The organism is Limnospira fusiformis SAG 85.79, from assembly GCF_012516315.1.
In the GTDB taxonomy this organism is placed as follows: Bacteria; Cyanobacteriota; Cyanobacteriia; order Cyanobacteriales; family Microcoleaceae; genus Limnospira; species Limnospira fusiformis.
Genome location: NZ_CP051185.1, coordinates 2457822 through 2472705, shown reverse-complemented (window position 1 = coordinate 2472705; position 14884 = coordinate 2457822). Strand labels below are relative to the sequence as shown.

5 protein-coding genes are annotated in these 14884 nt (G+C 40.9%); all 5 read left to right on the top strand.

The annotated features are described in order from the left end of the window. The first annotated feature begins 4 nt into the window (after nucleotides 1-4). The 5 genes from HFV01_RS11705 to HFV01_RS11685 all read left to right on the top strand — a co-directional run bounded on the left by HFV01_RS11705 (nucleotide 5) and on the right by HFV01_RS11685 (nucleotide 14854). On the top strand, nucleotides 5-5842 hold the full coding sequence (locus HFV01_RS11705) for an AAA family ATPase (protein ID WP_187758367.1): 5838 nt from the start codon (nucleotides 5-7) through the stop codon (nucleotides 5840-5842). 58 nt (nucleotides 5843-5900) lie between these two features. After that, nucleotides 5901-9104 carry a PAS domain S-box protein gene (locus HFV01_RS11700; RefSeq protein WP_193521112.1) on the top strand — a complete coding sequence of 1068 codons (3204 nt, stop codon included), beginning with the start codon at nucleotides 5901-5903 and terminating at the stop codon, nucleotides 9102-9104. 94 nt (nucleotides 9105-9198) lie between these two features. Further along, nucleotides 9199-10440 (top strand): MFS transporter, encoded by a 1242-nt coding sequence (locus HFV01_RS11695; RefSeq protein ID WP_006625318.1) that lies wholly within the window; start codon nucleotides 9199-9201, stop codon nucleotides 10438-10440. A gap of 72 nt (nucleotides 10441-10512) precedes the next feature. Further along, entirely contained in the window at nucleotides 10513-12573 is a 2061-nt protein-coding gene (gene recJ, locus HFV01_RS11690) for a single-stranded-DNA-specific exonuclease RecJ (RefSeq protein WP_006625317.1), read from the top strand. A 178-nt stretch (nucleotides 12574-12751) separates the two neighbouring features. Continuing rightward, nucleotides 12752-14854: a M3 family metallopeptidase gene (locus HFV01_RS11685; protein ID WP_006670200.1), complete on the top strand. Its 2103-nt coding sequence runs from the start codon at nucleotides 12752-12754 to the stop codon at nucleotides 14852-14854. The last annotated feature ends 30 nt before the right edge of the window (nucleotides 14855-14884 follow it).

Here is a 14884-nt window from a genome sequence, read left to right as displayed (position 1 = left end):
GGTTATGAATATTATTGCCAACTTACCCGGTTATAAAATCACAGAAGAGTTATACACAGGGAGTAGAACCCTAGTTTATCGAGGCATTCGTAGCAGTGACCAGCAACCTGTAGTTATCAAAATTTTACGACACGAATACCCTAGTTTTAACGAACTTGTCCAATTTCGCCATCAATATACTATTGCCAAAAATCTCGACTTTCCCAATATTGTTAAACCCTTGAGTTTAGAAGTATATGGTAATAGCTATGCTTTAATTATGGAAGATTGTGGGGGAGTTGCCCTATACCAATATTTAGAATCAGCCAGAAATAAACATACCAAATATCACTATTTTCATGTGGAAGATTTTCTAAAAATTGCCATTCAAATTGCCGACACTCTACATTATCTTCACCAAAACAGGGTAATTCACAAAGATATTAAACCTGCCAACCTTTTGATTAATCCTGATCATCAACAAGTTAAATTAATTGATTTTAGTATTTCATCCTTACTACCACGGGAAGCACCAGAAGTTAAAAATCCTCATATTTTAGAGGGGACATTATGCTATATTTCTCCAGAACAAACAGGTCGAATGAATCGAGGGATAGATTATCGAAGCGATTTCTATTCCCTGGGAGTTACCTGCTATGAATTGCTGACCGGAAAACTACCGTTTCAATCGTCAGATGTGATGGAGTTGGTACATTGTCATCTCGCCAAACAGCCCCCACCAATTCACGAAATTAACCCGAATATTCCTATAGTGATATCAGAAATTGTTAGTAAACTGATGGCGAAAAATGCCGAAGATCGCTATCAGAGTGCCTTGGGAATTAAATATGATTTAGAGGAGTGTTTACATCAATTACAAGAAACCGGTAATATTGATAGCTTTGCGATCGCACAACAAGACATAAGCGATCGCTTTATGATTCCCGAAAAACTCTATGGTCGAGAAGCCGAAGTTCAGCAACTATTAGCCGCCTTTGATAGAGTCAATATGAATCAAACCGAAATGATGCTAGTGGCGGGTTTTTCCGGAATTGGTAAAACTGCAGTTATCAATGAAGTTCATAAACCCATAGTCCGACAAAGAGGCTATTTTATTAAAGGTAAATATGACCAATTTAATCGTCATATACCTTTGGCTGCCTTCGTGCAAGCATTCCGGGATTTAATGGGTCAAATTTTATCAGAATCTGATGCTAAAATTCAAACCTGGAAAACCGAGATTCTGGAAGCAGTGGGAGAGAATGGTCAAGTTTTGATTGATGTTATCCCCGAGTTAGAAGAGATTATTGGTCCGCAACCACCAGCCGTAGAATTATCAGGTAATGCTGCCCAAAATCGCTTTAATCTACTGTTTCAAAAATTCCTGCAAGTTTTCACCAGCCAAGAACATCCCCTCGTGATATTTTTAGATGATTGGCAATGGTCAGATTCAGCATCATTAAATTTACTAAAACTATTGATGCAAGAGACTCAAGGATATTTGTTAATCTTAGGAGCCTATCGAGATCATGAAGTTTCACCAGTACATCCGTTTATTTTAACCGTTGATGAGATAATCCAAAGCGGAGCCACAGTTAATACAATTACCTTGTCACCTCTGCCAGAATTAGATATAAATCAGTTAGTAGCAGATACCCTGAATTGTAAACTATCTATGGCTAAATCCTTGGCTAAGTTAGTTTACCAAAAAACCCATGGTAATCCTTTTTTTGCTACCCAGTTACTCAAGGCTTTACATGATGAAAATTTAATTGTATTTGAGCCACCAAAGTCACCCTTTCCAGCCGGCTCAAGTCAAGGGGGATGGCAGTGTGATATGGCGAAAGTGCAGGCTTTAACCCTAACTGATGATGTGGTAGAGTTCATGGCATTACAATTGCAGAAATTGCCTAAAGATACTCAAGATATTTTAAAGTTGGCTGCTTGTATTGGGGCAGATTTTGATTTAAATACTTTAGCAATTGTTAGTCAGAAGCCAACCCATGTAACCGCTGTAGCTTTATGGAAAGCATTACAAGAAGGCTTAATTATTCCGACCACTAAAATTTATAAATTTTTTACTGAATCAGACAATCAAGAGGTTTTTAATAGTGCAGCTAATCCCACCTATCGATTTTTGCACGATCGCATTCAACAAGCCAGTTATTCTTTAATTCCTGACCACCAAAAACAAGCCACTCATCTGCAAATTGGACAATTGCTACAGCACAACTTATCACCGACAGAAGTAGAAGAAAAATTGTTTGATATTGTGGGTCATTTGAATTTAGGTCATGGTTTAATAACTGATACCCAAGAACGAGAAACTTTAGCCCAACTCAACTTATCAGCAGCACAAAAAGCCAGAAATTCTACAGCTTATGTGGCGGCGAGAAATTTGGTGGAAACTGGACTAGAGTTGCTGGCGGATGACTGCTGGGAAAGTCAGTATCAACTGGCTTTAAATATGTATGTTACTGCGACAGAAACTGCCTACTTAAATGCTGATTTTGACACCATGGAAACCCTATCAAATTTGGTGCAAAAATCATCTAAAAATATCCTTGATAAAGTCAAAATTTACGAGATTCAAATAAATGCCCTAACTGCTCAGAGTCGGATGTTAGAAGCGATCGCTGTAGCCGAAAATGCACTTAAAGAACTAGGAGTTGAGTTTTCGTCCCAACCAGATGAAGCCTTGACCGCGAAAACATTAGAAACTATTTCTCAGCAACTAGAAGGCAAAAAAATTGAGGATTTAGTGAACTTTCCAGTTATGGAAGATCCAGAAACCTTGGCGGCTATGGAACTATTAGGGATTTTGTTTGCTCCTATTTTTCTAGGAAATCCTACTATACTACCTCTGTTGGGGTTCACTATGGTTAGTTTATCTCTGAGGTTTGGTAATGCACCTACATCAACCATTGGTTATGCAATTTATGGTATGGTACTTTCTGCCTTTTTAGGAGAGGTTAAAAAAGGTTATAAATTTGGGCGAGTCGCCTTGATTTTACTGGATAAGTTTAATGTCCGAAAACTAAAAGCTCTGACATTACTGCTATTTGGTACTTTTCTTCAGCATCGCCAAGAACCATTAAGATCCGCTATTCCTACCCTCAAAAATGGTTATATGGCAGCCATAGAAACTGGTCAAATTCTCTATGCTGGTTATAACATTTTTAACTACTTTTATGATAATTTCTTCGCGGGAGTGCGTCTAGATAATTGGGAAGGAGAAATTGACAATTACTGTGTAGTTTTAGAGAAAGCCAAACAAGATTCTCCCCTAACCTACCTGAAGATTAAAAAGCAGATGGTGTATAATTTTCGGGAAATTGTCGATTCACCATATTTATTGAAGGGGAACGACTACAATGAAATAGTGATGATTCCTAAGCATCATCATGATAATGAATTAACTGCTCTGGCTGTGGTCTATATCTATAAATTGATTCTTGCTTATCTATTTGGTGAATATCATCATGCTGGGGAATATATTGCCAAAGCTGATCAATATTTGATGGCAGTGGGAGGAACAATTTATATTCCGGTTTTCCATTTCTATGCTGGTTTAACCTATTTAGCTTTATGCTCCACGTCAAAAATTGACCAAGATTATAGTCTGGATATGGTTAAAAGTCATCAGAAAAAATTAGCGGAATGGGCAGAGTCTTCCCCCAATAATCATCAGCATAAAGTTGATTTGTTAGCGGCTGAAAAATGTCGATTCTTTGGAGAAAAAGCAGAGGCTATTGATTTATACGATCGCGCTATTACCGGAGCCAAAGACAACAAATATATCCAAGAAGAAGCCTTAGCTAATGAACTAGCGGCTAAATTTTACCTAAATTGGGGTAAAGCTAAAGTTGCCGCTGGGTATATGCAAGATGCCTATTATGGTTATGCTAAATGGGGTGCAAAAGCTAAGGTGGCGGATTTAGAAAAACGCTATCCTAAACTGTTGAACCCGATTTTACACCGACCTCGTGCTACTAATTTATTCAAGGAAACTATTGCCAGGGGTATGATGACTTCTACTCATACTTCTAGTAGCATTTCCGAAATCCTGGATTTAACAACTTTGCTGCAAGCATCTCAAGCTATTTCTAGTGAAATTGAATTAGACAAGCTGATTAGTAACTTGTTAAAAATAGTGATTAATAATGCGGGAGCTAATAAGTGTATATTGGTGCTTAAACAAGATGATAAATTTAATGTAGTTGCCATATTAGAACCCGGAAAATCACCGGAGATATTACCATCAATTCCCCTAGAAGCTAGTCAAGATTTGCCGATTAGTGTAGTTAATAATGTTCGCCGTACTGGCAAGTATTTAGTGCTGGCAGATGCCAGAATAAATCCCAGGTTTTATGCTGATACTTATATCCAAAATAACCATCCTAAAAGTGTTATCTGTATCCCGATTATCAACCAAGGTCAGTTGATGGGTATTTTATATTTGGAAAATAATTTAACTATAGGAGCCTTTACGAGCGATCGCGTTGAGTTGCTCAAATTTCTCTGTTCTCAAGCTGCCATTTCTCTGGAAAACGGGCGACTTTATGAGGAATCACAGACTTATAATCACAAACTAAAACAATATGTAGAAAAACTAGAATTAAGTGAAGCACGTTATCGTTATTTAGCCACTGCTACATCTCAAATTATTTGGCTGGCTAGTCCTGAAGGAGAAAACCTAGATACAGTTCATTGGATTGCATATACTGGACAAACCCTAGAAGAAGTCAAGGGAAGGGGATGGCTAAATGCCTTGCATCCTGATGATCTCCCTCACACTACTAAAGTTTGGCAAAAAGCAGTGGAAACTAAGAGTTTATATAAGACCGAATACCGCATTCGTGGCGCTGATGGTATTTACCGTTATTTTGCTGTTCAAGGAGTCCCTATTTTCGCCAAAGATGGTAGTGTGAAAGAATGGATTGGCACTTGCACTGATATTGATGCGCGCAGACGTGCTGAAAATAAACTGCGTGAAAAATCTCAGCAGTTGGAGCAAACTTTACAGGAACTGCAAACTATGCAACTGCAACTGGTGCAGAATGAAAAAATGTCAGCTTTAGGAAATTTAGTGGCAGGTGTTGCCCATGAAATTAACAATCCCGTGGGCTGTATTAAGTGCAATATTCCCCCGGTGATTAATTATATTAAAGACTTGTTGGGTTTGATTGATTTATACCAAGAAAAATATTCTGTGACTGATGATGAGATTCAAGATAAAATAGAATCCATAGAACTGGATTATATCCGAGAAGATTTGCCCAAATTAATTAGAGCAATGCGGGAGGCAGTCGGACGCATTCAAGATCTAAGTGTAAGTTTAAGAACTTTCTCCCGCGCCGATACTGATCGCCCGGTTGCTTGCCATATTCACGATGGCATTGATAGTACATTGATGATTCTGAAGCATCGCCTAAAAGCTAACCAGATGCGCCCAGAAATTCAAGTAATTAAGGAATACGGTAATCTACCCCATATTAAGTGTTATGCTGGACAGTTAAATCAGGTATTTATGAATATTTTAAGTAATGCTATTGATGCTTTAGATGAATCAAATAAAGGGCGAGATTATGGGGAAATTAATAATCATATTTTGGTAAAAACTGAGTTATCTGGTGACGGCAACTATGCCAGGATTCGGATTAAAGATAATGGCGTGGGTATCAGTGATGATGTCAAATTTAAAATATTTGAGCATTTATTTACTACCAAAAATGTGGGTAAAGGTACGGGTTTAGGATTAGCGATCGCTAGACAAATTGTGGTTGATAAACACTCAGGTATGCTAGAAGTAAATTCAACTTTAGGTGAGGGTACAGAATTTGTGATTTCTATTCCTTGTTAATCGTGTCAGATGGTTAATGATTGCCAATATTAGGTTCCTATATCAGACATATTTTCCCATGAAATTAAAGCAAAAAATCGCGGCTACCTATATTGCCACCCTAGGAATTGCTATCACCGGAACTACTATCGGTTTACTGGTAGGTAATTACTATGAAAAACCGGCTATAATCAACCGGGATGCTGTAGTTAACCAATACGCACTGCTCAACCATTTACAAGTTAAGATATTATACAACCGACCTAGTAAACAACTATCTCCATATCTGTCCGAACCAGAGGGTTTTCGGCAATCTGTTAATGCCTTTATGCAAAGGTTAGATGAAATTGATGATCTGCTAACAGAATATGAACAACTTGATCAAGATAAAAAAACGCCTGAACTGCAATTACTATTTTCTGAATATCAGGAAACTGTGGGGATTTTTGCCGAAAGATTAAACAGATTTGCTACAGCAGTAGAAGGATTAAATTTTGCCGATGACCAAATACAAGCTGCACAGCAAGAGTTAATTGCACTTATCCAAAGCCCAGAATTTGCTAATTTTATCGAATTACCCGACCAGCTAACTGAGGTAACCAATCGTACTAGAAAACAGCTAAAACTGGCAGAATTAGAGTTAGCAAAAGCCCAAAAAATGCGGAATTATATTGCTACCAATAGCCTGCTATTATCAGTGGCGATCGCATCCCTAGCCGGAATGCTTCTCAGTCGAGCGATCGCCCGTCAGGAAATAGCTAACCAAGCTGAACGCGAACGACTACAATTAGCTTTAGAATCTGCAAATATTGCCACTTGGGAATGGAACCCACAAACCCAACAAGTATATTTTGATAGTCGTTGGAAAACCATATTAGGCTACCAAAGTGATGAAATTAAGGATTCCCTAGAATCATGGGAAAGTCGTGTACATCCAGAGGATATAGAGTTAGTTCATGAACAAATCCAAAAACACATCCGAGGTGAAATACCAATTTATGAAAATGAACATCGCCTGCGCTGCAAAGATGGTTCCTATAGATGGAATTTTGCCAGGGGTAAAGTGGTAGAGTGGGATCAACAAGGAAAACCCATCAGGTTTATTGGCATTAATTATGATATTTCCGATCGCCAAGAAGCTGAAAATAAATTGCGTGAGAGTGAGGGAATTTGGCGCACTCTATGTGATGTGACTCCCGCTGCGATCGCCATGTTTGATACCCAGATGCGATACCTAGTCGCTAACCGGGCTTGGTATCAACAATATGGCTTAGAAAATCAAGAAATTATCGGGCGATCGCACTATGAAATTTTCCCCGATATTCCCCAACGTTGGAAAGATATTCATAGCCGTTGTTTAACAGGAGTAACCGAGAAATCAGAAGCCGATTTATGGATGCGTGATGATGGAGGTTCAGACTGGGTATGTTGGGAAATTCGTCCTTGGATTGATGGGAATGGTAACATTGGTGGCTTACTGATGTATACAGAAGTAATTACCGAACGCAAAGCCAATGAAATCACCCTTTCCGAACTTAGTAAACAATTAAAAAAAGCCCAAGAAGTTGCCCATTTAGGTTACTGGTCTTTTGATATTACCACCCAAAAAATTAGTTGGTCGGAAGAAGTTTTTCACATTTTTGGCTTAGACCCCGACCAAGGAGAGCCAAATTTTGAGCAAAATCTCCAACTTTATCACCCCGAAGATCGTGACTTCTTTTTACAGAGAGTTGGTGAAGCTAACCAAGGTATTCCTCAAAACTTTGATGCGCGTATTATCCGTCCTAATGGAGAAATTCGCTATATTAATAGTCGCATTGAATTAGAGTTTAGAGATGGTCAACTGGTGCGGATGTTTGGCATTGTCATAGATATAACCGATCGCCAAACAGAAGAAGCCTTACGTTCTCTACTCACCCGCACTCAACTGTTAAGTCATATTAGCACAGAAATTCGCAATTCCCTCGACTTAGATACAATTTTACAAAATGCAGTTAATGCAATTTTTGCGGAACTCAAAGTAGATATTTGTAGCTTTGGTTGGTATAACCATCATGATGATTCCGGTATATGGGAAGTAGTGACAGAGCAGAAAAAGCCAGGATTTACCAGTTGGCTTGGTCCTTATCAATTGAATGATTTTCCCCGGTTATTTGAAAAAATATTTAGGGAAGAATTTTATAGTTTGGATATTAGGACATCAGAAGACCAAAAAGAAGTAGATTTTTGTCAGGGAATGGGGATTACACTTTATTTAGCCTTACCCATTCATACAGAAAGCAAAATTGGGGCTTTTGAATTAGGTCGTAGCCAGGGAGATGCACCTTGGCAAGATGATGAAATTGACCTCTTAAAAAACATTGCTAATCAAGTTGCGATCGCTATTCAACAAGCCCAACTTTATCAAGAATCCCAAGCCAAAAGCCAAGAAATTGAACGTGCTTACCGAGAACTCCAAGACACCCAAATGCAGTTAATCCAATCAGAAAAAATGTCAAGTCTGGGTCAATTAGTTGCCGGGGTTGCCCATGAAATTAACAACCCGGTTAGTTTTATTTATGGTAACTTAAGCCACACATCCCAATATACGGAAGATTTATTACATCTAATCAAATTATATAAACAATATTATCCAGAACCTGCCCCCAATATTGCAGATTTTATCGAAGAGATTGATTTAGATTTTATGAAAGAAGATTTACCCCAAATCATTAATTCAATGAAAACCGGAGCCGAGCGCATTCGTGATATTGTCAAATCCCTGCGAACCTTCTCGCGCTTAGACGAAGCCAAATTAAAAGCAGTAGACCTCCATGAAAATTTAGAAAGCACCCTAGTCATTTTACAAAATCGGTTAAATGGTAGAGCCGGAAATCCCCCCATAGAAGTGATTAAAGATTATGGTGATTTGCCAGATTATGAGTGTTATATTGGCTTGTTAAATCAGGTATTTTTGAATGTATTAGCCAATGCCATACAGGCTATTGAGGAGCGACACAATCATCAAACAGACGCTGACTATAGTGGTAAAATCACCATTACTACATCTTTAGATTCACTGGCTATATTCATTGCCATTAAAGATAATGGCATCGGTATGAGTCCAGAAGTTCAAGGCAAAATTTTTAACCCATTTTTCACCACTAAACCCATTGGTCAAGGCACAGGTATGGGATTACCCACCAGCTATCAAATTATCACCCAAAATCACCGAGGCGAGTTAAATTTTACCTCAGTGTTGGGGGAAGGAAGCGAATTTATGATTAAGCTACCCCTGAGTTGAGATAGCCTCTATCAAAAGTCTCAGATCCCCTTAATCCCCCTCAATCCCCCAGTGAAGACTCTATACTAATCACCATTGCTTATGGAGTTTTCCCTTGAATATCCTATTTATAATTAAAACCCGACAGCGACGCAGCCTGCTGATGCTGTTTATAGCGGGTCTATGTTTCTGGTCTGCCATTACTACATTGCTACCTACCCTCCCCCTGTATATTGCCTATCTGGGGGGGACTAAGCAACAAATAGGCTTAGTTATGGGGGCTTTTGCCCTAGGACTGCTACCCTCCCGCGTCTTCCTGGGTCCCCTAGCAGATAAACGAGGCAGAAAGCTAGTATTGCTGATCGGGACAATAGTCGCGACCGTAGCACCCCTTGGCTATTTATTCGCTGATTCGATGCCGTTAATGGCTTTATTAAGGGCTTTTCATGGCATCAGCATAGCAGCCTTTACCATTGGCTACACAGCCCTAGTCACAGATTTAGCCCCAGAAAACCGTCGCGGGGAAATAGTCGGTTATATGAGTCTGGTAGCCCCCATTGGTATGGCTATTGGTCCAGCTTTAGGCGGTTTTATCCAGGCGGGAATGGGTTATGGTCCTCTGTTTATCAGTGGTACTGTTTTTGGGCTATTATCACTTTTGGCAATTTCTCAGGTATTAGAAGCCTCAAGAAACCCAGAAACCAGCGACCAGTCACAAACAAAGGGATCACCCATAGCTAATTATCTCCAGCGTCTGGGAAGTCCAGCATTGAAAATCCCAGCCTTAGTTCTGTTGATGGTGGGGCTAATTTTCGGCACTTTAGTAACTTTTATCCCCCTATATATCCAAGATTCTGGGCTAAATCTCAATCCGGGGCTATTTTATAGCATGAAAGCGATCGCCAGTTTTGCCGTCCGTCTACCCATGGGTCGCGCCTCTGACCGCTATGGTCGGGGTATTTTTATCACCACAGGTCTGATATGTTATCTAGTTTCGATGTTCATCCTAGCGATCGCCAATAACAATTTTGATGTCTTGCTGGCTGGTTTATTTGAAGGTACCGCCGCAGGAATTACCATTCCGATGATGTTAACCCTAATCGCCGATCGCTGTTTACCCCAGGAAAGAGGCCAATTTTTCTCAATTTGTTTAGGGGGATTTGATTTAGGATTAGCCCTCGCCGGACCGATTTTCGGTTCCATCGCCGATGTGGTAGGATATCGTAACCTATTCACCATCAACACAGGTTTAGCCGCCGTCGCCCTACTATTATTTATCACCCAGTCTAGTCGCAACCTGCGCGAATCTTTCCGATTTGCTGTTGGTCGTGGTAAAGATAGTTATGCCATTAACTGATACTTCCTCAATAGCGAACCCCTGATATAATTATTACGATCAAGGATGAAAACATTGGCAATTTGAGTCACCGTGGAAGACAAACCTCCCATCACCACAGAACCACTACTACCAAAACAGCGCTGGTATATTTTCCCAGAACGCCCCGAAATTGCCCAGAGTCTATCTGAAACCACCGGGGTTCACCCTATTATTGCCCAAATCCTGATCAACCGGGGAATCGAAACCAAAGAACAAGCCGAAGCCTTCCTTAACCCCCAATCCCAAACTCTCCCGGAACCTATGGAGGAGTTCCCCGACTTACCCAAAACTGTCCAATTGCTGCAAAATGCCATTGATAATCAACAAAAAATTGCCATCTGTGGGGACTATGATGCTGATGGGATGACCAGTACAGCGTTATTAATTAGAGCCATTTCTCAATTAGGCGCAGATATTACATCAGCAATTCCTAGTCGGATGCAAGAAGGCTATGGTATCAATAATCGCATTGTCGAGGAATTTCACGATCAGGGTATCTCCATAATTATCACTGTGGATAATGGTATTTCGGCGATCGCTCCGGTGGCTAGGGCGAAAGAATTGGGGCTAACTGTGATTATCACCGACCACCATGATCTGCCTCCCCAACTCCCTAACGCTGATGCTATTCTCAATCCCAAATTACTGCCCAAAACTTCCCCCTATTATGGCTTGGCTGGAGTTGGTGTCGCTTATATATTAGCCCTATCCTTAGCGAAACTTAGAGGAGAATGGGAGAGTTTGCGCTGGCAGTTATTGGAACTATTTACCCTAGGGACTATAGCTGATATGGCTCCCTTAAATGGAGTGAATCGCCGTTGGGTTAAACGGGGGTTAAAAATTCTGCCGGAGTCTAAAATTGCGGGAGTCCAAGCATTAATTCAAATAGCAGGATTGGCTAACCAACAGCCTAATTTAACTAATTCTACTACTTCGATGAAACCAGAAGATATCGGCTTTCGCCTCGGACCTCGGATTAATGCGATCGGACGCATTGGACATCCCCAGGTGGTGATTGAACTGTTAACTACTGACCACATGGGAACCGCGTTAGAACAGGCGAAAGAGTGCGAAGAAACTAACCTACTACGGAAACAGCTTTGTGCGGATATTGAACAGGAAGCTATTGCTTGGTATGAAAATAGTAATATTAACCTTGAACAAGAACGGGTTTTAGTTCCCTGTCAAAAAAAATGGCATCATGGAGTTATTGGAATTGTGGCTTCCCGACTGGTGGAACGCTACGGAGTTCCGGTATTTATTTGTACTTATGAAGACGAGGAAAATCTGCGGGGTTCGGCGCGGGGGATTCCAGAATTTCATGTGTTTGAAGCACTGCAATTTTGTCAAGATCTCCTCGGTAAATTTGGCGGACATAAAGCGGCTGGTGGCTTTTCTTTACCGGCGGCTAATTTGCCTAAGTTTAAACAGCGCTTGAGTGAATTTGCTCATCAATGTCTGCAAGTAGAACATCTCCGACCTTTAATTAATGTTGATGTGAGCATAAATTTGAGAGATATTAACTATAAATTATATGACCAAATTGATAAAATACAACCCTGTGGGATTGCCAATAGTGAGCCAGTTTTTTGGACTCCTAAGCTGCGAATTGTCCATCAAAAAATAGTCGGCAAAAGTCATATTAAACTAACTTTATCTCAAGATTTACCACCGGAAATCACCATGGCTGTTTTACCTACTATATCTGCGATCGCCTGGCGGTGGGCTGATTATTTCCCCCTCCCTTCCCCCCTGGATTTTGCTTATAAATTACGGAAAAATACCTGGAATAATCAAACGGCGATCGAGTTAGAAATTGTGGGTGTGCGACTTCCAGAAACCTTTGTTCCTCTACATCGCCGCCTAGCTGAATTTAATTATTGCGATCGGACTTACAAGTGTAATATTACTCCTATTGGAGACAACTGGGAATTAAGAATTCGTAACCAAAAGGGAGAGGTTCTAGCTATTCAACCTGGACAAAAAACCGGGTTATTAGGAATTAGTCGATCCGCAGCCAAAACTGTTGATATTTCTCACCCCTTTTTTATGAAATTAATCGAAGCCGCCCAAGCCGCCCTGGGTGTAAAATTACCCTTTTTGAACAATTAACCACCTCAAATCAAGGAATCCTGTAGGGTCGGGTTCCACTGTCAATTAAATTCACCACCACCAACATTACTCAACTCGCCCCACCCAACCAGATAGTTAATTATCAGTTGATAACTATTCAAGCAGAGATTATATTATTATGCTATACCAAAAGTAGCGATAGCATTGATGTCAATTGATGAATCATAACACTATGACCCAGAATCCACTTTTAATCGGAAAAGGACTTCCCCCCTTTGCAGATATTACTACAGATAATGTAGTCCCAGGAATCACCCAACTTTTAGAGGAACTAGAAACCACCCTTAGTAAATTAGAAGAAAACGCCGAACCCACCTGGTCAGGATTAGTTGAACCTCTCCAGGAACTCCAAGAACGTCTAGTCTGGAGTTGGGGTATAATTAATCATCTGATGGGTGTTAAAAATAGCCCAGAACTGCGAGAAGCCCATCAAACAGTACAGCCCCAAGTGGTTCAATTTATCAACCGTCTGAACCAAAGCCAACCCCTATACAAGGCATTTAAAGCGTTAGCAGAATCACCCGATTGGGAATCCCTAGAACCTGCTCAAAAACGGATTGTAGAAGCCACCATTAGAGATGCGGAATTATCTGGGGTAGGATTAACCGGAGAAATATGCGATCGCTTTAACGCTATTGAACTAGAATTAGCCGAACTTTCTACCCAATTTTCTAACCAAGTAATTGACGCAACCAAAGCCTTTAGCCTCACCCTAACCACCCCAGAAGAAATAGACGGCTTACCCCCCAGCTTACTCAGTCTAGCAGCCCAAGCAGCCAGAGAAGCCGGGGAAGAAAACGCCACCCCAGAAAACGGACCCTGGCGAATTACTTTAGACTTTCCCAGTTTTGGACCGTTTCTTAAATATAGCACCCGCCGAGATTTACGCGAAACCGTATATCGCGCTTATATCAGTCGCGCCTCCGAGGGAGAACTCAACAATTTTCCCTTAATTGAACGCATTTTAAAACTGCGTAAAGAGAAAGCAGAAATTCTCGGTTTTTCTAGTTACGCAGAACTGAGTTTAGCCAGTAAAATGGCTCCCGATGTCGCCGCCGTTGAACAACTCCTAGAAGAACTGCGAACAGTTAGCTATGAAGCAGGAGTTCAGGAATTTGAAGAACTGAAAGCCTATGCTAAATCCCAAGGGGAAAAATCCGATCTGAAACATTGGGATATTAGCTTTTGGTCGGAACGCCAAAGGTCAGAAAAATTTGCCTATACAGATGAAGAACTGCGCCCCTATTTTCCCCTAAATCAAGTTCTGGATGGCTTGTTTGAACTGGTGCGGCGCATCTTTAATGTTACCATTACGCCCGCCGATGGTTTGGCCCCAATTTGGCATCCTGATGTCCGCTATTTTCAAGTAGCTGATGAACATAAAAATGCGATCGCCTATTTTTACCTAGACCCCTACAGTCGTCCCGCCGAAAAACGAGGCGGCGCTTGGATGGCTGACTGCATTAACCGCGCCAAAATCATCGAAGATGGTATCACTAAAATTCGCCTTCCCGTCGCCTATTTACAATGCAATCAGACCCCACCTGTAGACGGAAAACCGAGTTTAATGACCTTCTCCGAGGTAGAAACCCTATTCCACGAATTTGGTCATGGTTTACAACATATGCTGACCACCGTGGATTATCCTGGCGCATCTGGTATTAATAATGTAGAGTGGGATGCCGTGGAATTACCCAGCCAATTTATGGAAAACTGGTGTTATGATCGCTCTACATTATTTGGGATGGCTAAACATTACGAAACCGGGGAAACTCTCCCAGAACACTATTACCAAAAAATACTTGCCTCCCGCAATTATATGAGTGGTACAGCCATGTTACGACAAATTCATTTTTCCTTGGTCGATTTGGAATTACACCACCGTTACCAACCCGGAGGTAAAGAAACTGTCAATGATGTGCGTCAACGTCTTGCTGCTGAAACCACCGTTTTACCACCTCTTCCAGAAGACGCATTTTTATGTAGTTTCGGTCATATTTTTGCCGGAGGATATGCCGCCGGATATTACAGCTACAAATGGGCGGAAGTTCTCAGCGCCGACGCTTTTGCCGCCTTTGAGGAAGCTGGATTAGATAATGATTCCGCCGTGGTTTCTATTGGGGAAAAATTCCGCCATACCGTATTAGCCCTAGGCGGCAGTTTGCACCCTATGGAGGTGTTTAAATCTTTCCGAGGACGAGAACCTAGTACCAAACCATTACTGATTCATTCGGGGTTAGTTCCAGCTCTTAGAGCTTAGTCTCAGGGAAAATTGGTGCGTCAGATACCT

What these genes read in the sequence shown, in the direction of transcription:
- HFV01_RS11705 (WP_187758367.1), top strand. Translation starts at nt 5, where the DNA reads ATGAATATTATTGCCAACTTACCCGGTTATAAAATCACAGAAGAGTTA.
- HFV01_RS11700 (WP_193521112.1), top strand. Translation starts at nt 5,901, where the DNA reads ATGAAATTAAAGCAAAAAATCGCGGCTACCTATATTGCCACCCTAGGA.
- HFV01_RS11685 (WP_006670200.1), top strand. Translation starts at nt 12,752, where the DNA reads ATGAATCATAACACTATGACCCAGAATCCACTTTTAATCGGAAAAGGA.